The organism is Guopingia tenuis, assembly GCF_014384805.1.
Classification (GTDB): Bacteria; Bacillota; Clostridia; order Christensenellales; family Christensenellaceae; genus Guopingia; species Guopingia tenuis.
In genome coordinates this window covers 245,687-270,900 of sequence record NZ_JACRSS010000003.1, presented here as the reverse complement: position 1 = coordinate 270,900, position 25,214 = coordinate 245,687, and the positions used below count along the sequence as shown (strand labels likewise).

The window sequence follows — 25,214 nt, the reverse complement described above, 5'->3', positions numbered from 1 at the left end:
CAAAAGAGGGAGACGCGCATGGCGAGCTATATCGAATTTCGGGACGTGAAAAAAATATATACCATGGGCGAGGTGCAGATTCATGCGTTGGACGGTGTGAATTTTTCCATTGAAAAAGGAGAGTTTGTCATTGTCGCCGGAGCCAGCGGCGCGGGAAAAAGCACAATTTTGAATATTCTGGGCGGCATGGATACGGCCACCAGCGGGCAGGTCATCGTGGACGGACAGGATCTCAGCCAATATTCCCGCAAGGAGCTGATTACCTACCGCCGCTATGATATCGGCTTTGTGTTTCAGTTTTATAACCTGGTGCAGAACCTGACAGCCATTGAAAACGTCGAGCTGGCCACGCAGATCTGCAAACACCCCTTTGATCCGGAAGAGATTTTGAAGCAAGTGGGGCTGGAAAACCGGCGGGATAACTTCCCCTCCCAGCTTTCCGGCGGCGAGCAGCAGCGGGTATCCATCGCCCGGGCACTGGCCAAGAACCCCAAACTCCTGCTCTGCGACGAGCCCACCGGGGCACTGGATTATCAGACAGGAAAGGCAGTTTTAAAGCTCTTGCAGGATACCTGCTCTCAGATGGGCATGACGGTGGTGGTCATCACCCATAATCTGGCGCTGGCGCCTATGGGCGACCGGTTGATCCGGGTGAAGAGCGGGAAGGTAACCAGCATGGAGCGGAATCCTTCGCCCATGCCGGTAGAGAGGATTGAATGGTAGAAACATGAAAAAAGCTCTGCTGCGGGATACTCTTCGGGAAATCTGGCATTCCAAAGGGCGTTTTCTGTCTATCTTCACCATCATCCTGCTGGGTGTGGCATTTTTCGCGGGTTTAAAGGCGGCCGGGCCGGATATGAAGAAGACGGCGGACGCCTATTTTCGTTCGGAAAACCTGATGGACCTGCGGGTGGTTTCTACCTTGGGGTTAGATGAAGAAAACCTGGATGCTCTTTCCCAAATGGAGGGTGTGGCCCAGGTGGACCCGGCCTATACCTATGACGTCATCATGAAAAAGGGCGAGGGAGAGAGCGTCGTCCGGCTCCACAGCATGCCGGGAGAAGGCGGCGTCAACCAGCCGCGCCTGGCGGAAGGGCGCCTGCCCGAAAAGAGCGGGGAATGCGTTTTGGGCCGGGGAAAATTCCAGGACGAGGGCCTTTCCCTGGGGGACAGCGTGACATTCGTCAGCGGCTCGGGAGACGGCCTGGAGGAAGTCCTCGCCCGGGATACGTTTACGGTTGTGGGGTTTGTGGATTCTCCGGCGTATATTTCCTTTGAGCGCGGCTCCAGCACCATCGGCAGCGGGAGCGTCGCAGCCTATTGCCTGATTCCGGAGGAGGATTTTGCGCTGGAAGCCTATACCGACGCTTATCTGGTGCTGGAAAAGGAGGGAGCCGCGGAATCTGCCTATTCCGAGGAATATGCCCGCCAGGTGGACGATAAAAAGGCCGAGCTGGAGGCTCTCGGAGAAGAGGAGGCCCAGGCCCGGGGAGACCGCATCCGCGGCGAGGCCGAGGAAAAGATCGCCGAGGCGGAACAGGAATTGGCGGATGCCAAGACGGAATTTGACAGGGAAATCGCCGATGGAGAGGCCGAGCTGGCCAAAGCCCGCCGGGAAATCGATGACGGCCGGACGGCCATGAGCAAGGCTAAAGAGGAATATAACAGGCAGATCGCCCAGGGAGAATCTGCTCTGGCGGAGGGGAAAAAACAGATGGACGAAAAGAAACAGGAGCTGACGGCGGCCCAGGAGGAATGGGCGGCGCAGAAACCCCAGGCCCAGGCGGCGATTCAGGCAGGCGAGGCTGCCCTTGCGGAGAGCCGGGAAAAGCTGGCGCAAAGCCGGAAGGAGCTGGATGCCCTTCGTGCCCTACTGGATTCGGGTTCAGTTCCCGAGAGTCAGCGCCCGGCGCTGGAGGCCCGGCTTTCTGCCGGAGAGGCAGCCTATCAGCAAGGAGCGCAGGAGCTGGCGGCGGGCGAGGCAGAGCTGTCGGACCGGAAGGAAGAATTTGCTGCCGCTGAAAAGAAATTGGAAGAGGCCCAGGCCGCCATCGCCCGGGGCGAGACTGAACTGGCAGCTAAGGAAAAGGAACTGGCGGCCGCCAAGACCAGCGGGAAGAAACAGCTGGACGCGGCGGAGAAGGAGCTGGCGGCTGCGGAGGAGGAATATGCCGCGGGCCGGAAGGAACTGGGGAAAGGACGCGCCGAGGGGCAGGAGAAGATCGCCGAGGGAGAAAGCAAGCTGGCAGACGCGCAGGCGCAACTGGAAGAGCTGGCGGAGCCCAAATGGTATACCATGACCCGGGAGGACAATCCGGGATACGGCGAATATACCGACGCAGCCGACCGGATGAACGCCATGGCGCAGGTGTTCCCGACCCTCTTTTATTTCATCGCTGCCTTTGTCTGCCTCAACACCATGACACGCATGGTGGATGAACAGCGCACTCTTATCGGGACATATAAGGGACTGGGCTATGCGGGCGGGGCCATTGCCGGAAAATATCTGCTCTATGCCGGCATTGCCAGCATTCTGGGGAGCGCGGCCGGTGTGGCTATCGGCAATGTGGTTCTGCCCCGGGTAGTGTTCGGCGCCTATTCCATCATGTTTACCCTGCCGCCCCTGCAGATTGGGTTCTATCCCGAAACCGCGGTGACGTCGGCGGTGCTGGCCGTGCTCATCACGACGCTGGCCGCCTATTTCGCCTGCCGCCGGGAGCTGGCGGGGGTGCCCTCGCAGCTGATGCGGCCCCGAGCCCCCAAATCCGGCAAGCGGGTCTGGCTGGAGCATGTGGGATTTATCTGGAATCATCTTTCCTTCACCCGGAAGGTTACGGCCCGCAATCTTTTCCGCTATAAAAAACGGTTTTTGATGACGGTGTTCGGCATCGCCGGGAGCATGGCCCTGCTGCTGGCCGGGTTCGGGCTTCGGGATTCCGTGAGCAATATCGTGACATATCAGTTTGGCGAGCTCTATCAATATGGCCTGACCATCGGCTTTGAAACCGAGGGGGCTGATCTTGAAAAAATCGAAAATGAGGTGCTTTCCGGCGGGGAAGCGGAGGAAATGCTTTTTATGGCATCCAAAACTATGGATGCTGCCCATGACGGCAAAAAAATGAGCGTGAGCCTAATGGTCCCCCGGGAAACAGACCGGCTCCCCGAATATATCATTCTCCGAAACCGGCTGACCCATGAGGCAGTGCCCTTTGACGATTCGGGCGTGCTTCTGACCGAAAAGGCGGCGGGAGAATTGGGCGTATCGGCGGGGGACAGCATCGAGCTGCGGGAAGGGGAAACCCAGTCGCATGCCGTGCGGGTATCGGGCATTATCGAGAACTATGCCCATCACTATGTTTACATTTCCCCCGATCTTTATGGGAAAACCTTTGGGGGCGAGCCGGAATACAACAGCGCGCTGGTAAAGACCGGCGAGCTCACAAAGGACCAGCGGGACGCCTATTCCAGCCGCCTGCTGGCGGCGGGCGACATCGGTCTTGTCAACTTCACCGAGGATCTGATGGAGACCTTTTCAGATATGATCGAGACGCTCTCCCTGGTGGTGATGGTGCTGATCGTGTCGGCCGGGGCGCTGGCGCTGCTCATTCTCTATAACCTGACCAACATCAACGTGAGCGAGCGGTTCCGGGAGATCGCCACCATCAAAGTGCTGGGCTTCTATGACCGGGAGGTGCTTTCCTATGTATACCGGGAGAACTTCATTCTTGCGGGTATCGGCATGGTTTTGGGCATCTTCCTGGGAATGCTGCTGCATACCTATATCATCACGACAGTGGAGGTCAACGCCGTCATGTTCGGACGGACCATCAATCCCCTGAGCTTTGTGTATTCCTGCGCGCTCACTATTCTGTTTGCCCTGCTGGTGAACTGGATGATGTATTTCAAGCTCAAGAAAATCGATATGGTGGAGGCGCTGAAAACTGTGGAATAATGCCGGAGGCCATGCGGCAACGGGTATATTCTTCCTGAAAAAGGGAAAAGATAGCAGGGAAAACAAAATCTTTATCCCCAATGGAAGGAGCGAAACTTATGGAATTCAAAGATTCAAAGACGTATGCCAATCTGCATGCCGCGTTTGCGGGGGAATCGCAGGCCTGGGCCAAATACAGCTTTTTCAGCAAAAAGGCGAAAAAGGACGGCTATCAGCAGATCGCCAATATTTTTGACGAGACGGCGCGCAACGAATCCGCCCACGCAAAAATCTGGTTTGAGTATATCGTAAACGGCATAAAGGAAACCGGAGAAAACCTGAAAGCGGCCCAGGAGGGCGAACACTATGAGTGGACGGAGATGTATGCCCAGTTTGCCAAAGAGGCAAAGGAAGAAGGGTTCACCGAAATCGCCAAGAAATTTGAGCTGGTAGCGGCCATTGAAAAATCCCACGACGAGCGGTATGGAAAGCTGCTTGCCAACGTCCAGGACGGCAAGGTCTTTGCCAGAAACGAGGGGGCTGTCTGGGTCTGCCTGAACTGCGGCCATATCTATACAGGAACCACGCCGCCGGTGATCTGCCCGGTCTGCAAGCATCCCCAGGCGTATTTTGAGATTCAGGCGAAAAATTATTGATTTTTTTCTTGCAATGCCTATGGGCGGATGTTATAATAAATGCACGAGTTATGGGGCATGCCCATAACATGAAAAATAGGCCGGTTTTATGCCGGCGGGGGTTTATGAGAATGGCAATCCAAGGGATGGACAATCGATTTTTCGGCTTTATGGGCTTTAGCTTTTTTGGCTACGGCTATTTTTGCCTGTGTCGAAACGCGTCCCCGGAAAGTCAGTGTCAGGCCGCCTGAAATTTTTTTGAAGGAATGCCGCTGAAGCAATCGGACGCTTCAGCGGTTTTTTGTTTTAAACAGTTTAAAAAGAAAAGAGGAACATGAAATGATTATTGTAATGAAGCCCGATGCGAAAAAGGAACAGGTGGAAAAGCTCCAGGAGGAACTCATCCATGAGGGAATGACCGTCCAGCTCAACGAGGGTGTGCAGTGCACGGTGCTGGGCATTATCGGGGATACCCAAAAGCTGGATTATGAAGCTCTTGGGATGCGCGACGGCGTGGAACGTGTCATGCGGGTGCAGGAGCCCTTCAAAAAGAGCAACCGCAAATTCCATAACGACGATACGGTGATCCATGTGGGCGGCGTGCAGATCGGCGGCGGAACGATGACGGTCATGGCGGGGCCCTGCTCGGTGGAGAGTGCGGCCCAGGTGACGGGTATTGCCAAGCGGGTGAAAAAAGCGGGAGCCCGGCTGCTCCGGGGCGGCGCATATAAGCCGCGCACCTCGCCCTATGCTTTCCAGGGGCTGGAAAAGGAAGGGCTGGAGATGCTCCGGGAAGCCCGGGAGGCGACGGGCCTGCCCATCGTTTCCGAGATTATCTCGCCCCGCCATGTGGAAATGTTTGAGATGGTGGTGGATGTGATCCAAATCGGCGCCCGGAATATGCAGAATTTCGATCTGCTCAAGGAGGTGGGCAAGACCCAGAAGCCCATTCTCTTAAAGCGCGGGCTTTCCTCCACCATCGAGGAATGGCTGATGAGCGCGGAATACATCATGTCCCGGGGCAACAACAACGTCATCCTCTGCGAACGGGGTATCCGCACCTTTGAGACCTACACGAGAAACACCCTGGATCTGAGCGCGGTGGCGGCAGTGAAAAAGCTCTCGCATCTGCCCATCATTGTAGACCCCTCGCACGGCACGGGCCGGCGGGAGATGGTGGAACCCATGGCCATGGCGGCGGTGGCGGCCGGAGCGGACGGGCTGATGATCGAAGTGCATAACGATCCGGCCAAGGCCCTTTCGGATGGGCAGCAGTCCCTGACGCCCGACCAGTTCGACAGCGTAATGGAAAAGGTGAAAAAGGTTTCCGAGCTGATGGGAAAGACGCTGTAGACGGAGGAAGGTATGCGGGAAGTATTCGTAGAAGCGGAAAACGGCAGCTATGCCATCAAAATTGAGCGGGGGCTGCTCCCGCGGCTGGGCGCGGAGCTGAAAGAGATGGGGATATCCCGGGCCGCCATCGTCACCGATGAGACGGTGAACGCACTCTATGGCGCGGCGGCAGAGAAATCTCTCCGGGAAGCGGGAATCCGGGCCAAAATCATTGTCCTCCCCGCCGGGGAACACACCAAGAGCCAGAAATACCTGTATGAGATTTATGACGAGCTGGCGGCCTTTGGCGTCCATCGTTCGGATGCGCTGGTGGCGCTGGGCGGCGGCGTGATCGGCGATCTCGCGGGCTTTGCCGCGGCAACATATATGCGGGGTATTGGCTTTATCCAGGTTCCGACAACGCTGCTGGCCCAGGTGGACAGCTCGGTGGGCGGCAAGGTGGCCATTAACCTGCCCTATGCCAAAAACATCATTGGCTCCTTCTATCAGCCGGGCCTGGTTCTCATCGACACCGCCACGCTGGATTCCCTGGATGCGCGCCAGTTTGCCGCCGGCATGGCCGAGGTCATCAAATATGCGGCCATTTTTGACGAAACCATGGAAACCATGATCCGGGCGCGGGATTTGGAGGCCATCGTCTGCCGTTCCTGTGAAATCAAGGCGGACTATGTGCGCCGGGACCCCTTTGACAAGGGATGCCGCATGGAGCTGAATTTCGGGCACACCCTGGGCCACTGTCTGGAGGTGCAGACGGATTTTTCCGTTCTGCATGGCGAAGGGGTGGCCGTGGGCATGGCGGCGATGGCAAAAATCGGGGAGAACAAGGGCATAACCGAGCCCGGAACATATGAAAGGCTCATCTCCCTGCTGGATGATTTTGGTTTGGCGCACGATCCGGCGATATTCGATAGGGAGACGCTGGAAAAGACAGTAAACAAGGACAAAAAGATGGAAAAGGGCGGCGTCCGGGCCATTTTCCTGGAGCGCATGGGCAAAGCCGTTGCAAAAACCCTGCCTGCTGCCGAGCTGATTGCCGGCTGGGAGGAGCTGTTATGAGCCGAATGCGGGTTTCCGGGAGGCTTTCGGGGAAGGTAGAGGCCATGCCCTCCAAAAGCATGGCCCACCGGGCGGTGCTCTGCGCGGCCCTCAGCGGCGGAGAGAGCCGAATTTCTCATATCGCTTTTTCCCGGGATATCCAGGCGACAATTGCCTGCGCCAAAGCTCTCGGACTGGCGGACTTCTCCTTTGCGGGAGACAAGCTGCGGGTGATCGGCAGGCCCCGCACAGTCGCGGAGGAAGCCCTGCTGCCCTGCGGCGAATCCGGCTCTACCCTGCGGTTTTTCCTGCCCCTCTCCTGTCTGCTGGCTAAAAAGGCGCGGTTTGTCTGCGAGGGGCGGCTGGCGGAGCGCCCGCTGGAGCCCCTGAAGAGCCTGCTCATGGAAAAGGGCGTGGCCTGGCCGGGGAGCCATGAGGTTTCGGGGCGCCCGGCGGCGGGGACTTTTGAAATTGCGGGAAACGTCTCTTCCCAATTCATCTCGGGGCTGTTGTTTGCCCTGCCTCTTTTGGAAGGAGACAGCGTCATTCGGCTGACCACGCCGCTGGAATCGGCGGGCTATGTGGAGCTGACCCGGCAGATGCAGGCGGCCTTCGGCGTGCGCTCGGAATGGAAAAGCGAAAGAGAGCTGTTGGTTCCCGGGAACCAGACATACCGTCCATCGGATGTCCGGGTGGAGGGGGACTACTCCCATGCCGCCTTTTTTGCCGTTGCGGGGCAGATCGGCGGGGAAATTGCCGTTTCCGGTCTTTTGCCGGATTCCCGGCAGGGGGATAAGGCCGTTTTGGAAATTCTCGCCCGTATGGGCGGCAATATAGAAATTCAGGGGGAAACGGTATTTTCCCGGCCTTCGCTGCTTTCGGGCACGGTCATCGACGCGGCGCAGATCCCCGACCTTGTCCCCATTCTGGCGGTGGCCGGGGCGGCGGCAAAGGGCGAGACGCGCATTGTCCATGCCCAGCGCCTGCGGATCAAGGAGAGCGACCGCCTGGCGGCGACGGCCGCGGAGCTGGCCAAAATGGGCGCGGAGATCGAGGAGACTCTGGACGGCCTTGTGATCCGGGGCGGCAGGCCCCTGCATGGAGCGGAAATCGACAGCCATAACGACCACCGCATCGCCATGGCGGCGGCGGTAGCAGCCGGGCTGGCGGCGGGGGAAACCGTCATCGGCGGCGCGGAGTGCGTCGCCAAATCCGCCCCCCAGTTTTGGGAGGAATTTCGCAGCTTAGGAGGAAACGCGGTTGAGCAGTAGCATTGGAAAGAACCTGAAAATCAGCATCTTCGGGGAGTCTCACGGCCGGTCCATCGGCGTCGTCGTCGACGGCCTCCCGGCGGGCATTCCCATCGACCGGGAGGACATCCTCCTGGATATGGCCCGGCGGCGGGCGGGAAGAAAGCCGGGCTCCACCAAACGGGTGGAGGCGGACATACCCGAAATTCAAAGCGGCATCTATGAGGATCATACTACAGGCACGCCCCTCTGCGCCGTCATCAAAAACGGCGATCCCCATTCCCAGGACTATGCAGCCCTGGCGGGAAAGCCCCGGCCTTCTCACGCGGACTATACTTCTCTTGTGAAATACGGCGGCCTGCAGGATCTCCGGGGCGGCGGGCATTTCTCCGGACGGCTGACGGCCCCGCTGGTATTCGCCGGGGCGGTGGCCCGGGCCTATCTCAAGACCCAGGGCGTGGTCTGCGGCTCGCATATCGCCTGCATCGGCGGAATTTGGGATGCGGCATTTGATCCCCTCAATGTGGATGAGAAGACGCTTGCCCGCCTGCGGAAGAGTGATTTTCCCGTGCTGGATGCAGCTCGGGGCAGGGAAATGGCCGAACGCATTGAGAAAGCCCGGATGAATAAAGATTCCCTGGGGGGCATCGATGAATGCGCCGTGGTGGGTTTGCCCGCCGGGATCGGCGATCCCATGTTCGACGGCATGGAATCCAAAATCGCGGCGATATTGTTCGGCGTGCCCGGCGTGAAGGGCGTGGAATTCGGCCGGGGTTTTGCCATGGCGAACCTGCGGGGGAGCGAGGCCAACGACGCCATGGAGATGCGGGATGGAAAGCCCGCCTTCCTCTCCAACAACAGCGGAGGGATTCTTGGCGGGATCACCAGCGGCGCGCCGCTGATCGTGCGCACCTGCTTCAAACCCACGGCCTCCATCGCCCAGGAACAGTCCACCGTCGATATGAATACGAAAGAGGACTGCCGCATCGTCATCAAAGGGCGGCACGACAGCTGCATCACGGTACGCGGCCTTGTCGCGGCGGAGGCGGCAGTGATGATCGCCGTGGCAGACGCCATGCTGGAAGGGAGCAAACGGATATGAGCGAAAAAAAGGATCTGACAGAGCTTCGCAGCGAGATCGACTCCATCGACCGGGAGATGATGCGCCTGTTTGAAGAGCGCATGAACATCTCCCGGCAGGTGGGAGACTATAAGCGGGAACGGGGGCTGCCTGTGTTTGACGAAACACGGGAAAAGGAGGTCATCGCCGCCCGCACGGCCCTCATCGGCGAGGAGACCCTGCGGCCCTATGCCAGCCGGCTGATGCACAACATCATGGATTATTCCAAAGAAGTGCAGAAGCGCCCGGGAGGGAAAGTGGCCTTTCAGGGATGCCGGGGCGCCTATTCCGAGGAGGCTGCCCGGACCTATTTCCCGGATGCGGAACTGGCCGCCAAGGAGCAGTTTGAGGATGTGTTCCGGGCGGTGGCCCGGGGCGAGGCAGAGGCCGGCGTAGTGCCGGTAGAGAATTCGGCTGCCGGAAGCGTTACCGCCAATATCGACCTGCTGGGCCGCTATGACCTTTCGGTGCAGGGAGAGGTGCTGCTGCCCATCCGGCATGTGCTGCTGGGCGCGCCAGGAGCCTCCCTTTCGGATATTGGCGAGGTCTATTCCCATGAGCAGGCCATTCGGCAGTGCAGCGCCTATCTAGCGGGGCATACGAATTGGACGATTCGGGACTATCCCAACACGGCCATGAGCGCAAAATATGTGGCGGAATGCGGCGATAAGGCAAAGGCTGCCATCGCCAGCGCCTTTGCAGGCGAGGTCTATGGGCTCGTCCCTCTGGAGCGGGATATTTCGGATTCCATGGAGAATTTCACCCGCTTTTTTGTCCTCTCCCGCCAGAGCGGCATCGCGGAAGGGGCGGATAAGGCCAGCCTGCTGTTCACTCTGAATCACGTTTCCGGCTCGCTTGCCAAGGTGCTCAGTGTGTTCGGGGAAAAGGGCTATAACTTGACGAAAATCGAGAGCCGGCCCATTCTGGGGCGGAATTGGGAATACAAGTTTTATGTAGATGTGGAAGGGGATATCGCCCGGCTCAGCGAGGATATGGCCCAGATCGGGCGCTATTGCCTGGAACTGCGGCTGATTGGCGGATATCGAAAGGCGAAGCGATGAACATTTATCTGACAGGCATGATGGGATGCGGAAAGACAACTCTGGGGGCGCTCCTGGCCGAACAGGCTGGGGCAGAATTTCTCGATATGGATGCGCAGATCGTCCGGGAAGAGGGAAAAAGCATCCCGCAGATTTTTGCGGAATCCGGCGAAGACGGCTTTCGGGAAATAGAAACCCGGGTGCTTTCGGAGATCGCGGAGCGGGACGGCCTGGTGGTAGCCTGCGGCGGCGGCGTGGTTCTCCTGGAGCGCAATGTGGAGATTATGAAGCAGTCCGGAAAAATCTATTTTATCGACCGAGCTCCCGAGGAAATCCTCCAGGGTATGGATATGTCCGGCCGGCCGGTTCTGCGGGACGGAGAAAAGACCTTTCAGGAAGTCTATAAAAAACGCCTGCCTATCTATCGGAAGACGGCAGACGTTGTTTTCAAAAACACGGGAAACCCCGGCGACGCGGCGGAGGCGTTAGCCGCGCTGTTGAAGTTCTAGGGTCAGGCGGGCGAGCAGGGAGCGGTAGTCCGCCTCTGTGGGGCGGATACCGAACCAGTGCTCAAAGGATAAAAACGCCTGGCAGATGAGCATGGACAGCCCGTTTTGGGTCTTGAGGCCCCGGGCCTTGGCTCGCTGCAAAAGAGCGGTTTCCAGGGGATTATAGATGAGATCCACCACCCGGGCGCGGGCGGGGAGCAGATCCAGAAAGCCCAGAGAGGGAAATTCAGCACCCGTATGGGCCATGCCCAGAGGCGTGGTGTTGAAAAACAGGTCGCAGGCGGGCAGGACGGCTTCCAGGCATCCGCTGGGAACGGCTTTGGGGGAAAGCGGGCTGTTCTCCCGGACAAAGGCGGCGATGCGCTGGGCTTTGGCCTCTGTGCGGTTATAGAGATAGAGGCGCTTTCCCCCGCTGCGGGCAAAATCCAGGGCGATGGCTGCGGCGGCCGAGCCGGCGCCATAGAGGAGCAGGGTCTTGCCCTGGTAATCACCCCCGCCCTCCAGCTCCAAGGCGCTGCGCAGGCCGGGAGCGTCGGTGGACCAGCCCTTTCTGCCGTCGGCGGCAATGGTGTTGACGCTCTGGCAGAGGGAGGCCTCATCCTGCACCCAGGAGAGGAAGGGGATTACAGCAGCCTTGTCCGGCATGGTGACGTTGCAGCCGGCAATATCCCGGCCCAGACGGGCTTCCATGAAGGCGGGGACGTCTTTGAGGGGCACATGCAGCGGGACATATTCGCAGTCCAGGCGATACGTTTGATATAGGGTGTTGTGAATGAGCGGCGAAAGGCTATGGGCGATGGGATCGCCGATGACGGCATAGGTTGCTTTGGCCATTTGTTCTCCTCCTGTATGATCCGAAATGCGCTTTGTTTTCTACTATAGCATATCCGGGAGAAAAGCAAAAGGGGGGCGCAGGGAACGGCGGTTCACCGATGAGAGTATATCCAAAGGAGAACACCCGGATGAATGGGACTGGCGCTGGAGGCCGGCCCGGCCGGGGACAGGGCGTTTTCGGGAGGGATATGCCCAAAAGAGGAAATTGCGCGCCGGGCGCGAATTGAATGACTAGAGAATCGACAAGAGAAGGAGAGGGAAAATGAAAAGATATCTGGTGCTGAACGGTCCCAACCTGAACATGACGGGCATCCGGGAACGGGGCGTCTATGGAACGGGGACGCTGGAGGACATCTATGGAGAAATCCGCGCTCTGGCGGAGGAATTGGGTGTAGAAGTGGATTTTTACCAGTCCAATTATGAGGGGGCGCTCATCGATCAGCTCCATGCCGCCCATGAGGGATATGACGGCGTGATCCTGAATGCCGGCGCCTATACCCATTACAGCTATGCCATCCGGGATGCCATCGCCGCCATCGATACCCCGGTGGTGGAGGTGCATATTTCCAACGTTCATGCCCGGGAGGAATTCCGAAAAACATCGGTGATCGCTCCGGTCTGCATGGGGACGATTGCCGGATTTGGCCCCAAAGGCTATCTGCTGGCCCTCCGGGCGCTGGAGGAAGAGGAATGAAGCCGGATTTGGAGATTCTCCCCGGCCGCTTTGCCATCGCCAAAGTCCGGGATTTTGATGGGGTGCGGTTCACTCCCTTCACCTTTCTGGCGCGGACGGACGCCGAATGGTCGGTGGTCTGCCGGGAGGAAGAGGCGCCGGAGAATGCCTTGGCGAAGGAAACGGGATTCGGTATGCTGCGGATTCCGGGGAGCCTGGATTTTTCCCTGACAGGCATTCTCGCCGGGATCAGCGATGTGCTGGCCCGAGCGGAAATTGGGATTTTTGCGGCTTCCACGTTTGACACCGACTATATTCTCCTAAAGGAAGGGCAGATGCGGGCTGCCGCCTGGGCCCTGGAGCAGGAGGGCTATGTTGTGCGCCGGGTAGAAACGCAGGCATGAAAAAAGACCGCATAGGCGGTCTTTTTTCGTTATGATTTTTTGAAGCAATCAAGGGAACAGAAATTACAGAAGATTCATGAGAGGATTCTCCAAAAAATGTTTCTCGAGGAGTATTGATTGTAATGCTGAGAGGCAACAGGTTTGGGCTGGCCAAGTTTATGTTTGGACGGAAAAAATCGCCAAGAGGGCAAATCCACGCTCCGTAGATACCTTCAACGGGGCGTGTGTTTTCCTATGCCGGCGGGAGATGATATAATCAGAGCAACAGAAAGGGGGGCTGCACATGGATAATGAAAAGATTGGAAAGTATATTTCCCTATGCAGAAAGAATAAAGGGATGACACAACAGCAGCTGGCGGATATCCTGGGCGTCACCAATAAGGCAGTATCCAAATGGGAAACGGGACAGGGGATACCGGATGTTGCTCTTTTGCCTCAGCTGGCGACCGTGCTGGGTGTGCGTATTGATGATATTTTTGCGGGAGAAACTGTATCCAGGGATGCTAACAGGCAAATTCCGCGATTTGCGGCAGAACATCAGATGACGCAGAAAAGCGTCTGCCAGGCATACATGAAAATATACGGCAATATTCAGCGGGGAAGGGGGCTGAAACTCCTGTTGACGGCAGGGCTCCTGCTGTTGCTCGCTGTGGGAGCTGTGGTTGCCGTGCGGATTACAAGAATCGCGCTTTTCTATTACTTTACTGCGGTTCTGGGCCTTGCGGCAGCAGTGGTTTTTATTTGGATATGGATGGATCCATGGATGAAAGCCCGGCAGGAATTTGATAGGACTGGATTGCCCAAAGATGCCGGATATAAGGAGGAGATCCTCTTTTTTTCAGACCACTGGGAACGGAATCTGCCTTTCCGCCAGGAGAAATTTTCCTATGAACAGATAGACCGAATCCGGGAAAATCGACATGATATTGTATTTTTCCATGGAAAAGAAGTTGTTGTCATTGAAAAACAGGCCGTGCCGGAACTGGATCTTTTCTTCACGTTCCTTGCCGGCGTCTGCCCGCGCGCCTGGGCGGCGCGGGAGAAAGAAGGAAAGATTAACACGCCCCGAAAGATAAGCTGCATTGTTACCGGAGCACTTTTTGTTCTGCTGGCAATGGAAGAGGTTGGGGCGGCATTGCTCACTCGCTTTACGTCGTATGAATATATATACGACAATGCCGGTGCAGGCATCCGCATTCTTATGGCGGTGCTGCTCGGCGGATTTTTCCTCTCACTGTATTATGACAGAAAAAAACCGCGGTTTATCTCGCTTTTATGCTGCGGAATTTTGCTTGCAGGAAGCATAATAGGGGCGTTGCTTTTCCCTGCTTCCCGGGAGACAATTCTGTCGAGCTCCGCAGAAAACCTGCTGATCGTCAAGCGGGAAATAGCTTCCGGCAAAGCTACGCTGTATCGCAGGGGACCGCTGTTTTTCGCTCGGCCCCATGAGCAGTTTCCCTATACTGTCTATGGTGATATGAAAACGCAGTGGCTGCAAGAAGATGTCTGCGCTATCACCTATGTATCGCCAGATGACGGAAATGTGCATCAATATGTGGCAACCTACGGCGTTCGGGGAAATGGTCGGAGTTACGACTATGTGCGGCCGCTTCTCAGCGGCAACTGGGTATCTCATGACGCGGCAAAATGGGCAATGCAGTCTGCGGATGGAAGAATCGTTCTTTCCAGTGCCGGGAAAGTCCAGATGTTTGATCTGGATGACGCAGTTCAGTTTGGAACCACGGCCCTGGTGCTGATGGATGAGAGTGGGCTTCCGGCCTGGACAATTGCCATAGGAAGAGACTGGGAATATAGCAAAAGCGGAGAGATTCAAAAAAAGGGATCTCTTGTGGTATGCCGTGTATCCATGCAGGAAACAGCGCCGATGGTCCTGTATTCCACTGAGCCGGCGACGGTTTATGATGAACCGGAAACAACCGTGGCAAATGCGGAAATGGCGAATCGGCAGGCAGCCCAGGAGATTGTGGATTACATGCGGGATACCCTGGAAAAGGATCCGGACTTATCCGAATTTGAGAACCAACAGGGTTATGTGAAAGTGGAGGCCGGGAACAAGGATATGTTTGAAGTGGCCCGAGACGCCTTTTTTGCCAATGCGATGGAGTTTGCCAGCAGTAATCAGGATATTATTCTGCAAATCACTTATATGCAGATTCTCGCCGGTACTCCCGAGGACTTTTATATCAACGTCCGGGCGACGGAGAAACTGCGGGACGTTTTGGATGGGACAGAGGCAAATACAGGAGGAATGGTGCATAATATCCGCATCATGAAGGGGGATGGAGCCTATCTTTGTGTGTTGCCCGAAGGATCGGTTCCCGGTGATATTGGCCTGGAACAGACGGGGATGGAGCAGCGCCGGGATCCTGCTGGCGATCCCGCCTATGGTTTTACCGTTCCCTGTCAACCAAATCAGCCGAACCACTGATGACATAGAACTGACAGAAGTCAAAAAACGGCAAAATAAAAACAGGCACAGCGAACTGTACCTGTTTTTATTTTTGTGAAAAATGCAGTTATTTTGTAAGCTCGGCCATGAGGCTCTTCACGGTTGCCGCCAGACGGCTGAGCTTGGCCTGGGCATCGGCCTCGTCCGGCGAGACAATGCTTACATAGGCTTTCAGCTTGGGCTCCGTGCCCGAAGGACGCAGGATCACCCGGCCGCCGTCGAAATCATAATAAAGCATGTTGGTGGCCGGAAGGCCAATGGGGGAAACAGCGCCGGTGGCTACCTGGGTCTTGGTGTTTTTCATAAAATCACTCACCGCCGTCACGGCAAATTCGCCGAAAGCCGCGGGGGGATTCTGCCGCAAGGCCTCCACCGCCCCTTTGATCTTGGCAATGCCCTCCATGCCGGCCAGCGTCAGGGAGAGAACCTGTTCCTTGAAATAGCCGAATTTTTTATAAAGCTCCTGCAGGGCGTCATAGAGGGTCATGCCCTTGGCGTCATAATGGCAGGCGGCTTCGGCAAGAAGCATGGAGGCCATGGCCGCGTCCTTATCCCGCACAAAGGTGCCCGAGAGATAGCCATAGCTCTCTTCAAAACCAAAGAGGAACCGGCCCTTGCCCGAGGCTTCGGAGAGCTTGATCTGCTCGGCAATGAACTTGAAGCCGGTCAGGACATTGCGCAGCTCCACGCCATAATGGGCGGCAATGGTATCCGCCATAGCTGTGGATACCACAGATTTCACCACAAATTCGTCTCCCGAGAAAGAGGACTGCTTGGCGGAGAGGATATAATCCATGAGAATGCAGCCGATCTGGTTGCCGGTCAGAACCTCAAAACCGCCGTCCTTGCTCCGGACGCAGACACCCATGCGGTCGCAGTCCGGATCTGTGGCGATGATGAGGTTGGCGCCGATTTCGTCGGCCTGCTGAAAGGCCAGAGTAAAGACATCCCGGTTTTCCGGGTTGGGAGCCTTGAGGCCGGGGAAGTTTCCGTTGGGAAGCTCCTGCTCCTTGACGACGCTCAGGTTGCGGATGCCGATATCCGAGAGAATCCGGCGCACGGGAACATTGCCCGTGCCGAACAGGGGCGTATAGACGATTTTTAGATGGTCGGCCTGGCGGGCGATGACCTCCCGGTCAATCTGTAAAGACTCCACTTTTTGATAGTATACTTCATCTACATCCTCGCCGATATAGGTGACAAGGCCTTTTTCCACCGCGTCATCGAGAGACATGGGGGTATAGGACAGATAGTCGGTAACTTCGTTGATATAGTTTGTCACAGTGGCGGCGTCCTCTGTCGCCAACTGGCCGCCGTCCGCACCATAGACCTTATAGCCGTTGTATTCCGGCGGATTATGGCTGGCGGTGATGACGATGCCGGCGATGCAGTGGAGATGCAGAATGGTAAAGGAGAGCTGAGGGACGCTGTGGAGCATTTGATAGAGATAGACCTTCACACCCTTGTCCGCCAGAACCCGGGCGGCCTCCCGGGCGAATACATCGCTGTTTATCCGGCTGTCATAGGCGATGGCCACGCCGTCATCCTGCTTTCCGGTGGATAAAATATAGGCGGCGAGCCCCTCGCTGGCCCGGCGCACAGTGAACACGTTCATCCGGTTGGTGCCTAGGGCAAGCGTACCCCGCATGCCCGCCGTGCCGAATTCCAGAAACTGATAAAAACTGTCCTGCAAAAGCGCGGGGTCGGCGGCGATGCGCTCCAGCTCGGCCTCATATTCGGTTCCGGCAAGAGCCGCGCTCCATTCCGCATATGCCTGCTTGTAATCCATAGAAATACCTCCTATACGTTTTCGGTTTTATTGATAGAGCAGGAGATTGGCGCCAATGATGCCGAAATCCTGCGTAAGCTCCGCGGGCCGAATCTCCACGGGAAGGGGGAGCGGCGAGGCCGAATGAAGGGCGGAAAAGCATTCCCGCACCCGCCCCAGAAGCGCGTCGCCAAAGCCCGTGAGCAGGCCGCCTCCCATGACAAAACAGCTGACGTTCAAAGCCTGATAGAGATTATAATAGAGAATACCTATACTATTCGCCATGTCCTGAAGGATTTCCTGCGCCATTTTGTCCCCGGCAAAAAAAGCCTCCCGGAGAGTGTTGCCGGTGATATCCTCCACCCGGCCGGCCAGATCTGTCATGCAGGTGGTTTCGCCTTTCCGGAGCCGCCGGGCGACATGCTGGAAGATATGCGCGCCGCCGGCCCAGGATTCAAAGCAGCCCCGCTTGCCACAGCCGCAAAGCTCGCCTTTTCCCGGCGTGGCAAGCATATGCCCGATCTCTCCGGCGCAGCCATAGGCGCCCCGGTAGAGTGCACCATTCAGGATGAGGCCGCCGCCGATGCCGGTGGAAGCGGTGGAATAGACCATATGGGAAAAACCGCGCCCCGCTCCCAGCTTATATTCGGCCAGAGCGGCCAGGTTGGCGTCGTTATCCACATAGACCGGGACGGGAAAGTGATCCGTCAAAGCGTCCCGGAGGGAATAATCCTTCAGGCAAGCCAGATTGGGCGCATAGATCACCCGCCCCGCCTCGTAGTCCACCCAGGCGGGTGCGCCGACGCCGATGCCCGTCAGCTGTTCCTCCCGGATTCCGCCGCGCTGCAAAAGACCGCGGATTTCCCGAACCAGCAGGCGCACAAGTGCCTCGGGCTCCGCATTCTGGGGCGAGGGGGCGGCGGCGCGCAGGCGGGGCATACCCGGCCCGGAAAACAGCCCCAGGGCTGTTTTGGTGCCGCCGATATCAATTCCAATGGTGATGGGCTGCATAATAAAATCCTCTGTCTGGCGATGCCGGCGCTCTGTGCGCCGGGAGGGCCTGTCCTTTTCTTATATACTACCGTATTTTTCTCGAATTGGAAAGGGAAAAAACCGCGGGGAAAACCGCGAAAAAGAGAGAGGGAAAATCTATTGAAAAAAACGGGAATACCATATATAATAGAAATACTGGCCCGAAGGGTGCGGGAGAAGGGAGAGAAAAGGAGTCATGAGCAATAAAGTCTGGAACCTGCCCAATGTTTTGACGATGATCCGGCTGCTGCTGATCCCCGTCACCATTCTCCTGATCCTGGATAACCAGATGGTCTTTGCCCTGATCGTATTCCTCACGGCCTGCGGAACAGACCTGCTGGACGGTTATATCGCCCGCAAAAACCATCTGATCACCAAGCTGGGCATTTGGCTGGATCCGCTGGCGGACAAGCTCATGGCGGTGAGCGTGATCGTCACTTTCACGATCCGGGGCATTCTGCCGCCCTTTGTGATGATTGTGGTGTTTGCCAAGGAGTTCCTGATGCTTCTCGGCGGCGTAATCATCCTGGGGCGCGGCCATGTAACGCCGGCTAATAAATTCGGCAAGATTGCGGCGCTGCTCCTGAACATCTCCATTGGTTCGGGATTTCTATATGAATACCTGTCGCCCTATTATCTCTATGCGACGTATGTCGCCCTGGCGGCGGTAATTGTGGCGTTTGTGCAGTATGCCGCGAAAAACGGACATTTGATTTTTGAGAAGAAACCCAGCGCAAGGGAGGAGTAGGCGCAACCGCCCCGAAAGAGAAGGGCCCGGCAAGAGGTGAAAGGGTCTGGGGAGAGGAAACGCTGAAGTCGCCCGGAAGGGGCTGTGCTGAAGAAAGATAGGCATGGACGTTTGCCGCGCGTTAGGCGGCCAAAGCGCCGGAAGGCATGTGCTTCCGGAGGCTTGCTTGAGTTGCCGCGCTCCGGGCGCGGAAATAAGGTGGTACCGCGAAGTTCCTTCGTCCTTTGGGAAGAAGGGGCTTATTTTTATAAACGGGAGCAATGCAAAATGGGGAAACAGATTCTCGGCCTGGTGGTCATGATTATCGGAGCTCTTGTCACTTTCCTCGCAGGGAAAATCGGCAAAAAGCTCTGGCATATTGAAGACCCCAGGAACAGCCTGGCCTGTCTGCTTTTGAAATTTGCGGGGTTGGGGATTGCGATTTTCGGGATGCTCTTTATCATGGATATACTGTAAGAAGGATGAAGGAAGATGACGGCGGCCTGTGTGCTCCTGGCATTAGGACTTTTTTTAACGCTGTTTTTTTGGCGGCTGGCAAGGCGCCGCAGAGAGGATCGGAAAATAGAAATAGGAAGGCAAAGATTAAAAGCGGCTCGCAGACAGTGGCAGAAGGCTCAAGTGATTTTGCAGCTGCGGATGCTGGGATTCCTCTTTCTTTTCCTGGGCGCCTTTATGCTGTTTATGGCGTGGCAGACCGGGAATGGATGGAAAGGGCCGCTCTGGGCAGGGGCAATGTCCATGGAATTTATATTAGCCGTGTTGGCCTGCTTTGGACTGGCGCTGCTTCTGGAGCTTTTCTTCCTTTGGGCGGCTGCAAAAAGAAAGGAAAAAGGGAAGCCAGTGGATATTTTAGCCCGGTGGGGACCGGGAGCTTCCGCAGTGAATGTTTTGGGAATGATGGCGCTTTTATTGGCGGCTATCGGGAGCACGCTGCTGACGTTGAAATTATAACACAGCCTTGATATCCCCTGCCTCTAAGGCAGTGAGCGCAATTCCCTGCTGAATGTTGCGTTGCATAACAGGGGAAGCTCTTGATTGAACAAACCATGAAATATATTATGATAAAAACCGGGAGGGAGAACCATATGATCGACAAAGAAAATCTAAACAAAGCCTATGACCACCGCCAGGTGGAGGACAAGCTCTATGCCCGCTGGACCGAGCGGGGCTATTTCCATGGGGAAGTGGATGAGAAGAAAAAGCCTTTCACCATTGTGATCCCGCCGCCCAACATCACGGGACAGCTGCATATGGGCCATGCGCTGGACGAGATGATCCAGGACGCCATCATCCGGTTCCGCCGGATGCAGGGCTATGCCGCCCTCTGGCTGCCGGGCACGGATCACGCCAGCATTGCAACCGAAGTGAAAATTGTAAACCAGATGGCGGAAGAGGGCCTCACAAAAGAGGGAATCGGCCGGGAGGCGTTTTTGGAGCGCGCCTGGAAATGGAAGGAGCAGTATGGCGGCCGCATCGTGTCGCAGCTGAAAAAGCTGGGCTCCTCCTGCGACTGGGAGCGGGAGCGGTTCACCATGGATGAAGGCTGCTCCCGGGCCGTCAAAGAGGTGTTTATCCGCCTCTATGAAAAGGGCCTGATCTACCGCGGCAACCGCATCATCAACTGGTGCCCCAACTGCCAGACGGCACTTTCGGATGCGGAGGTGGAATACGAGGAACAGGCCTCGCACCTCTGGCATATCCGCTATGCCGCCGAGGACGGCGGCGAGGGCATTGTGGTGGCCACAACCCGGCCGGAGACCATGCTGGGAGATACGGCGGTGGCCGTCCATCCCGAGGACGAGCGGTATGCCCATCTCGTGGGCAAAAATGTCATTCTGCCGCTTCTTGACAAGCCGATTCCCGTGGTGGCGGACGAATATGTGGACCGGGAATTCGGGACCGGCGCCGTCAAGATCACGCCGGCGCACGATCCCAACGACTTTGAGGTGGCGACCCGCCATGATCTGCCCATCATCCGCGTCCTGACCGACGACGGCAAGATGAACGAAAACGCCGGAAAATACGAGGGCATGGACCGCTATGAAGCGCGGGCGGCTATCGAGGCGGATTTACAGGCGGCGGGCGTTCTTGTGAAGAAAGAGGACTATGCCCATAACGTAGGCTCCTGCTACCGCTGCCATACCACTGTGGAACCCATGGTGTCCCGCCAGTGGTTCGTCTCCATGAAGGAGCTGGCAAAACCGGCCATTGAGGCCGTGCGCAGAGGGGATGTGCAGTTTATCCCCGAGCGGTTTGATAAAATTTATTATAACTGGATGGAAAATGTCCGCGACTGGTGCATTTCCCGCCAGCTCTGGTGGGGGCATCGGATTCCCGCCTATTACTGCGACGAATGCGGCGAGATGGCGGTGGCGCGGGAAATGCCGAAAACCTGCGAAAAATGCGGAGGCACACACTTCCACCAGGATGAGGACGTGCTGGATACCTGGTTCTCCTCCGGGCTCTGGCCCTTCTCCACGCTGGGCTGGCCGGACAAGACGCCGGAGCTGGATTTCTTCTATCCCACCAGCGTCCTGGTGACGGGATACGACATTATCTTCTTCTGGGTGGCGCGGATGATCACCTTCGGCATGGAGGTTATGGGCAAGGCGCCCTTCAAGTATGTCAACATCCATGGCATTGTCCGGGATTCCCAGGGGCGCAAGATGAGCAAGTCCTTAAACAATGGCATCGATCCGCTGGAGGTCATCGAGAAATATGGTGCGGACGCCCTGCGGTTCAGCCTGGCGGTAGGGGTGAGCCCTGGAAACGACATGCGCTACTACGACGAGAAGGTCAACGCCGCCGGAAACTTTGCCAACAAGATCTGGAACGCTTCCCGGTTTGTGGCCATGAATCTGCCCGAGGATTTCGCGGGCGGCCTGGAGCCCGAGCATTTTGATGTTTCGGATCAGTGGATCGTCAGCCGGCTGCAGCAGGTAATCCGGGACGTGAGCGATAACATGGAGAAGTTTGAGCTGGGTCTGGCTGCCCAGAAGGTCTATGACTTCATCTGGAGCGAATACTGCGACTGGTATATTGAAATGGCCAAGTCCCGCCTCTATGGCGAAGATGCGGCGGAAAAGAAGACGGCCTGCCAGGTGCTGCGCTATGTTCTCATAAACGCCCTCAAGCTGCTGCATCCCTTTATGCCCTTTATTACCGAGGAAATATACACGGAAATGCTGGGCGCGGGCGAATCCATCATGATCTCGGACTGGCCGGCGGCGGAGCCGTCTCTGGTGTTCCCCGGGGAAGAGGAGAGCATGGGCGAGATCATGGAGGTGGTGCGCAGCGTCCGCAATACCCGGGCGGGCATGAATGTTCCGCCGTCTAAAAAGGCGAAGATCATTCTCCGCACGGAGAAGGCCGATATGGTGCATGCCACCGAAGCCTATTTGAAGAAGCTGGCTTATGCCAGCGAGGTGGAGGTCATCGCGCCGGGAGCGCCTGAGCCGGAAAATGCGGCGGGCGCCGTGGTTCCCATGGGTGAGGTGTTCCTGCCCCTGGGCGAGCTGATCGACGTCAAAAAAGAGATGGAGCGGCTTTTGAAGGAGAAGAAGAGCCTGGAGGGCGAAATCGCCCGGGCCGGCGGAAAGCTGAACAACGAAAAATTCGTGAGCAAGGCGCCCGCCAAGGTCGTGGAGGAAGAACGGGCCAAGCTGGCAAAATATACGGATATGCTGGAAAAGGTCGAGAAGCGGATCGCCTCCGTGGAGGCGCTGCAGAAATAGGAAAGCGCGGGAGAGAGGAAGGGCATGAAGATCATACAGGTGGCGGGGACAAACGCAAAGGGGTCGGTAGCGGCCTTTGCGGCGGGAATCTTGCAGGCCGCGGGCTATAAATGCGGGCTGTTTATCTCCCCGCACCTTGTCCGGGAAGAAGAGCGCATATCCATCAACGGGCAGGAAATTCCCCGGGAAACCATGCGGCGGCTGATGGAGGAAAATCCAGGCAAGACGCTGTTTCATACCTATTTGAACGCCTGTCTGGCATGGTTCCGGATGAACGGCGTGGAGGCGGCGGTAATGGAAACCGGCCTGGGCGGGCGCTATGACCCGGTGACCGGGCTGCATGCGGATGTGAATGTTTTGACCCGCATTGGCATGGATCATATGGAGATCCTGGGAGATACCCTGGAAAAAATCACCCTGGAAAAATGTGCCACGATCCAGCATGAAGGAACGGTGATCAACATGGAACAGGCCCCCTCCGTCCAGCGCAGCATTGAGGTGGCCTGCCAGTTTGCCCGCGCCCGGCTGGTGAACGTTCGGGAAGAGGATATCGTCCGCCATGGGGATACCTTCGACTACCGGGAATACCGCGGCCTCTCCATCCGCATGCTGGGGGAAAAGCAGCCCCTCAACGCCTGCGTGGCTCTGGAAACCGTGTGCGCCCTGAGCCAGGTGGGTATCTATGTGGAGGAACCGCATATCCGGGCCGGTTTGGAGCAGACCGTGATTCCCGGCCGCACCCAGTATTTCCCCGAGCAGAACCTGCTGATCGACGGCGCTCATAACGAGGATGCCATTGCTCAGCTGGTGAATACGCTGGACGCCCGTTTTCCCGGGAAACCTGTTGTGCTTCTTGCGGCGGCTATGCAGGAGAAAGATGTTTCGCGGCTGGCGGAGATTGTGAAAAAGCGGGGAGGGAGCGTGGTAGTAACCCAGGTGGATTCCCGGCGCGGCCGCCCCGTGCGGGAGCTTTCCCGCGTGTTCCGTGGTCTGCCCCGTACTCGGGAAAAAGACTGGGAAAAAGCCTTTTGGAAGGCACAAAAAAAGGCCCGCCGGCAGGATGCCCTGCTGGTGGCGGCAGGCTCCTTCTATCTGGCGGGGGAACTTCTGAAAAAATTGCAGAGCCAGTGAGGCTTTGAAAAAGACAGGAACGGCTGGGTCTGCATGGTTCGCGGAATACGAGCGACTCGCAGAAATTCTGCAAAAGGCCGCAATCTTTTGGGATTGCGGCCTTTTTTCATATAAGCTGAGGGAAAAATTTAACGCCCGACCGGGGAGGGGAAAAGGCGGGCAGAAGAAAACACCGGAAGCCCTTAGCCGGATTCGCGGCCATGACAAAAGAAAATTGAGTAAACCGCAGCCCGGCGGCGTATCCAGCCGGGATGGAAGCATGGCCGGATTTTCGTCATGACAAAAAAGCGAGAACAACCTTTTTTGGTCTGCTGCGTTGAAGGAATAAATAACATTATGGGCGGCATCCCGCACCATTTGCTATATAGGTGTATTCTGGCTCTCTCTGCATTTCACAAAAGCGATAAACAGGAGAACCCCGCCTTTTTTGTTTTATGACAAAAGGTTTTCAAACGTCTTTTGATAGACCAGCAGAGCCTTTTTCTTCCAGCCCTGGACATATTTATCCGCCTCGGCCTTGGTGGAGGCGAAAAAGCTCAGCTCAAATACGGCGATATCATTTTCCAGTACTTTGAGGTTGACCCGGTATTGATGTTCGCCCAAGCGGATATATTCGGAAAAGAGCTGGCTTTCCAGCCGGAACTGCTCCCGGTTTTCTTCGCAGTAGGCGGCGATCTTCTGCCGCACGCTCATGAGAAGCTCTTTTTCAAAAAATTCCAGCGTGTTTTTTCCCATCTCGGTGATCTGATAAAACGTGCCGTTGATGGAGGTCGACATATCGGCGAGCTGATTTTCCGTGAGGTCATGGAGGGCGGAATTCAGGTCAAAATAATCCATCAGGCCCAGAGTATCCGCCGCTTCGATGAGCCGGGTATCCGAAAGGCGGATATCCATTTTATTTAAAATATAGAGAATAGCGAGTTTATTTTTCGCAATTGCGTTTTTGCTGCTTTCCATAAAACAACTCCAAATATATGGCATATAGTTTCACTTATAGTATACCACATATAGAAGCGTTTTGGATCAAAGGAATGTAAGATTCACAAAAAATCTAAAAATTCCCGCGGATTCGCGCAGTTGTTTCAAAGCACCACAGGGAAAGGAAAAAACGGCGTGCATAATTTTTTATAAAAATGCGCAAAAAAAACTTGAAAAAACTGAACAGGTGTGTATAATAGTAGTTGCGCATGGGATTATAGCTCAGCTGGTCAGAGCGCTACGTTGACATCGTAGAGGTCGTTGGTTCGAGCCCAATTAATCCCACCAAACCTGGGGTGCTAGTTATGCTTCGATTTTAAACCCACAGATTGTAAACGGGTTTTCGCGTCTGAAGCCGGGGATGCAGGCCTGCATTGCCGCAGGAGCACAAAGGCGCCAGCAGATCACCCACCTGCCGAGTTGGCGGGTTACAAAAACGGGGCAGACGACACTTCGGGGAAATATTTTTCTGGCTATAGCGGAATGGTGTAACGGCAGCACCTGCGACTCTGACTCGTATTGTCTAGGTTCGAATCCTAGTTCCGCTGCCAAAAGAAAGTCGATAACCA

The 25,214-nt window shown here is 56.6% G+C and carries 22 protein-coding genes, 2 tRNA genes and 1 pseudogene; 21 read left to right on the top strand and 4 right to left on the bottom strand.

What is annotated here, in order from left to right; genetic code table 11:
* Positions 1-18 precede the first annotated feature (18 nt).
* The 10 genes and pseudogenes from H8693_RS07880 to H8693_RS07840 all read left to right on the top strand — a co-directional run bounded on the left by H8693_RS07880 (position 19) and on the right by H8693_RS07840 (position 10,873).
* Positions 19-723, top strand: a complete 705-nt coding sequence (locus tag H8693_RS07880; protein WP_249280521.1) for an ABC transporter ATP-binding protein — start codon at positions 19-21, stop codon at positions 721-723.
* Between the two features lie 4 nt (positions 724-727).
* Positions 728-1,273, top strand: a pseudogene (locus H8693_RS10800) (ABC transporter permease); the annotation flags it as partial.
* A 366-nt stretch (positions 1,274-1,639) separates the two neighbouring features.
* Complete coding sequence (locus H8693_RS07875) at positions 1,640-3,952, top strand: FtsX-like permease family protein (protein ID WP_407926347.1); 2,313 nt, start codon at positions 1,640-1,642, stop codon at positions 3,950-3,952.
* A gap of 98 nt (positions 3,953-4,050) precedes the next feature.
* Complete coding sequence (gene rbr / locus H8693_RS07870) at positions 4,051-4,587, top strand: rubrerythrin (RefSeq protein WP_178619341.1); 537 nt, start codon at positions 4,051-4,053, stop codon at positions 4,585-4,587.
* 318 nt (positions 4,588-4,905) lie between these two features.
* On the top strand, positions 4,906-5,919 hold the full coding sequence (gene aroF / locus H8693_RS07865) for a 3-deoxy-7-phosphoheptulonate synthase (protein ID WP_249280519.1): 1,014 nt from the start codon (positions 4,906-4,908) through the stop codon (positions 5,917-5,919).
* 12 nt (positions 5,920-5,931) lie between these two features.
* Positions 5,932-6,975, top strand: coding sequence for a 3-dehydroquinate synthase (gene aroB / locus H8693_RS07860; protein ID WP_249280518.1), 1,044 nt, complete (start codon positions 5,932-5,934; stop codon positions 6,973-6,975).
* Positions 6,972-8,225, top strand: coding sequence for a 3-phosphoshikimate 1-carboxyvinyltransferase (gene aroA / locus H8693_RS07855; protein ID WP_249280517.1), 1,254 nt, complete (start codon positions 6,972-6,974; stop codon positions 8,223-8,225). Before aroB ends, aroA begins: the two co-directional genes overlap by 4 nt.
* Complete coding sequence (aroC, locus tag H8693_RS07850; protein WP_249280516.1) at positions 8,215-9,306, top strand: chorismate synthase; 1,092 nt, start codon at positions 8,215-8,217, stop codon at positions 9,304-9,306. The genes aroA and aroC overlap by 11 nt, the downstream gene beginning before the upstream one ends.
* Positions 9,303-10,385 (top strand): chorismate mutase, encoded by a 1,083-nt coding sequence (locus H8693_RS07845; protein WP_249280515.1) that lies wholly within the window; start codon positions 9,303-9,305, stop codon positions 10,383-10,385. The genes aroC and H8693_RS07845 overlap by 4 nt, the downstream gene beginning before the upstream one ends.
* Entirely contained in the window at positions 10,382-10,873 is a 492-nt protein-coding gene (locus H8693_RS07840) for a shikimate kinase (RefSeq protein ID WP_249280514.1), read from the top strand. The genes H8693_RS07845 and H8693_RS07840 overlap by 4 nt, the downstream gene beginning before the upstream one ends.
* On the opposite strand, the gene H8693_RS07835 is transcribed toward H8693_RS07840, so the two are convergent.
* On the bottom strand, positions 10,850-11,707 hold the full coding sequence (locus H8693_RS07835) for a shikimate dehydrogenase family protein (protein WP_249280513.1): 858 nt from the start codon (positions 11,705-11,707) through the stop codon (positions 10,850-10,852). The genes H8693_RS07840 and H8693_RS07835 overlap by 24 nt on opposite strands.
* Before the next feature lie 262 nt (positions 11,708-11,969).
* Between H8693_RS07835 and aroQ the strand changes: the two genes are divergently transcribed.
* The 3 genes from aroQ to H8693_RS07820 all read left to right on the top strand — a co-directional run bounded on the left by aroQ (position 11,970) and on the right by H8693_RS07820 (position 15,233).
* The gene (aroQ, locus tag H8693_RS07830; protein WP_249280512.1) at positions 11,970-12,401 is read left to right on the top strand and encodes a type II 3-dehydroquinate dehydratase; all 432 of its coding nucleotides are present in this window, start codon (positions 11,970-11,972) and stop codon (positions 12,399-12,401) included.
* Entirely contained in the window at positions 12,398-12,784 is a 387-nt protein-coding gene (locus tag H8693_RS07825) for an ACT domain-containing protein (RefSeq protein WP_249280511.1), read from the top strand. Before aroQ ends, H8693_RS07825 begins: the two co-directional genes overlap by 4 nt.
* A gap of 283 nt (positions 12,785-13,067) precedes the next feature.
* Entirely contained in the window at positions 13,068-15,233 is a 2,166-nt protein-coding gene (locus H8693_RS07820) for a helix-turn-helix domain-containing protein (protein WP_249280510.1), read from the top strand.
* Between the two features lie 88 nt (positions 15,234-15,321).
* Here H8693_RS07820 and H8693_RS07815 read toward each other — a convergent pair whose 3' ends face one another.
* Together H8693_RS07815 and H8693_RS07810 are read right to left on the bottom strand one after the other, a co-directional pair.
* Complete coding sequence (locus H8693_RS07815; RefSeq protein ID WP_249280509.1) at positions 15,322-17,043, bottom strand: phospho-sugar mutase; 1,722 nt, start codon at positions 17,041-17,043, stop codon at positions 15,322-15,324.
* A gap of 27 nt (positions 17,044-17,070) precedes the next feature.
* A complete protein-coding gene (locus H8693_RS07810; protein ID WP_249280508.1) occupies positions 17,071-18,033 on the bottom strand; it encodes an ROK family protein in 963 nt (320 codons plus the stop codon).
* A 217-nt stretch (positions 18,034-18,250) separates the two neighbouring features.
* Between H8693_RS07810 and H8693_RS07805 the strand changes: the two genes are divergently transcribed.
* The 6 genes from H8693_RS07805 (at position 18,251) to H8693_RS07780 (ending at position 23,947) form a co-directional block, all read left to right on the top strand.
* A complete protein-coding gene (locus H8693_RS07805; protein WP_249280507.1) occupies positions 18,251-18,802 on the top strand; it encodes a CDP-alcohol phosphatidyltransferase family protein in 552 nt (183 codons plus the stop codon).
* A 267-nt stretch (positions 18,803-19,069) separates the two neighbouring features.
* Entirely contained in the window at positions 19,070-19,258 is a 189-nt protein-coding gene (locus H8693_RS07800) for a hypothetical protein (protein WP_178618395.1), read from the top strand.
* 5 nt (positions 19,259-19,263) lie between these two features.
* Positions 19,264-19,764, top strand: a complete 501-nt coding sequence (locus H8693_RS07795; protein ID WP_249280506.1) for a hypothetical protein — start codon at positions 19,264-19,266, stop codon at positions 19,762-19,764.
* 123 nt (positions 19,765-19,887) lie between these two features.
* Positions 19,888-22,536 carry a valine--tRNA ligase gene (locus H8693_RS07790; RefSeq protein ID WP_249280505.1) on the top strand — a complete coding sequence of 883 codons (2,649 nt, stop codon included), beginning with the start codon at positions 19,888-19,890 and terminating at the stop codon, positions 22,534-22,536.
* A gap of 24 nt (positions 22,537-22,560) precedes the next feature.
* Positions 22,561-23,667: a bifunctional folylpolyglutamate synthase/dihydrofolate synthase gene (locus H8693_RS07785; protein ID WP_249280504.1), complete on the top strand. Its 1,107-nt coding sequence runs from the start codon at positions 22,561-22,563 to the stop codon at positions 23,665-23,667.
* A 4-nt stretch (positions 23,668-23,671) separates the two neighbouring features.
* Positions 23,672-23,947, top strand: coding sequence for a hypothetical protein (locus H8693_RS07780; RefSeq protein WP_249280503.1), 276 nt, complete (start codon positions 23,672-23,674; stop codon positions 23,945-23,947).
* A 152-nt stretch (positions 23,948-24,099) separates the two neighbouring features.
* On the opposite strand, the gene H8693_RS07775 is transcribed toward H8693_RS07780, so the two are convergent.
* On the bottom strand, positions 24,100-24,624 hold the full coding sequence (locus tag H8693_RS07775) for a DUF4364 family protein (protein ID WP_249280502.1): 525 nt from the start codon (positions 24,622-24,624) through the stop codon (positions 24,100-24,102).
* A gap of 232 nt (positions 24,625-24,856) precedes the next feature.
* On the opposite strand from H8693_RS07775, the gene H8693_RS07770 reads away from it, so the two are divergent.
* A tRNA-Val gene (locus H8693_RS07770) sits at positions 24,857-24,933 on the top strand.
* A 189-nt stretch (positions 24,934-25,122) separates the two neighbouring features.
* A tRNA-Gln gene (locus H8693_RS07765) sits at positions 25,123-25,196 on the top strand.
* The last annotated feature ends 18 nt before the right edge of the window (positions 25,197-25,214 follow it).

Coding starts and splice junctions, on each gene's coding strand:
- H8693_RS07880 (WP_249280521.1), top strand. CDS start 19: ATGGCGAGCTATATCGAATTTCGGGACGTGAAAAAAATATATACCATG.
- H8693_RS07875 (WP_407926347.1), top strand. CDS start 1,640: ATGAGCAAGGCTAAAGAGGAATATAACAGGCAGATCGCCCAGGGAGAA.
- rbr (WP_178619341.1), top strand. CDS start 4,051: ATGGAATTCAAAGATTCAAAGACGTATGCCAATCTGCATGCCGCGTTT.
- aroF (WP_249280519.1), top strand. CDS start 4,906: ATGATTATTGTAATGAAGCCCGATGCGAAAAAGGAACAGGTGGAAAAG.
- aroB (WP_249280518.1), top strand. CDS start 5,932: ATGCGGGAAGTATTCGTAGAAGCGGAAAACGGCAGCTATGCCATCAAA.
- aroA (WP_249280517.1), top strand. CDS start 6,972: ATGAGCCGAATGCGGGTTTCCGGGAGGCTTTCGGGGAAGGTAGAGGCC.
- H8693_RS07845 (WP_249280515.1), top strand. CDS start 9,303: ATGAGCGAAAAAAAGGATCTGACAGAGCTTCGCAGCGAGATCGACTCC.
- H8693_RS07840 (WP_249280514.1), top strand. CDS start 10,382: ATGAACATTTATCTGACAGGCATGATGGGATGCGGAAAGACAACTCTG.
- H8693_RS07835 (WP_249280513.1), bottom strand. CDS start 11,707: ATGGCCAAAGCAACCTATGCCGTCATCGGCGATCCCATCGCCCATAGC.
- aroQ (WP_249280512.1), top strand. CDS start 11,970: ATGAAAAGATATCTGGTGCTGAACGGTCCCAACCTGAACATGACGGGC.
- H8693_RS07825 (WP_249280511.1), top strand. CDS start 12,398: ATGAAGCCGGATTTGGAGATTCTCCCCGGCCGCTTTGCCATCGCCAAA.
- H8693_RS07820 (WP_249280510.1), top strand. CDS start 13,068: ATGGATAATGAAAAGATTGGAAAGTATATTTCCCTATGCAGAAAGAAT.
- H8693_RS07815 (WP_249280509.1), bottom strand. CDS start 17,043: ATGGATTACAAGCAGGCATATGCGGAATGGAGCGCGGCTCTTGCCGGA.
- H8693_RS07810 (WP_249280508.1), bottom strand. CDS start 18,033: ATGCAGCCCATCACCATTGGAATTGATATCGGCGGCACCAAAACAGCC.
- H8693_RS07805 (WP_249280507.1), top strand. CDS start 18,251: ATGAGCAATAAAGTCTGGAACCTGCCCAATGTTTTGACGATGATCCGG.
- H8693_RS07800 (WP_178618395.1), top strand. CDS start 19,070: ATGGGGAAACAGATTCTCGGCCTGGTGGTCATGATTATCGGAGCTCTT.
- H8693_RS07795 (WP_249280506.1), top strand. CDS start 19,264: ATGAAGGAAGATGACGGCGGCCTGTGTGCTCCTGGCATTAGGACTTTT.
- H8693_RS07790 (WP_249280505.1), top strand. CDS start 19,888: ATGATCGACAAAGAAAATCTAAACAAAGCCTATGACCACCGCCAGGTG.
- H8693_RS07785 (WP_249280504.1), top strand. CDS start 22,561: ATGAAGATCATACAGGTGGCGGGGACAAACGCAAAGGGGTCGGTAGCG.
- H8693_RS07775 (WP_249280502.1), bottom strand. CDS start 24,624: ATGGAAAGCAGCAAAAACGCAATTGCGAAAAATAAACTCGCTATTCTC.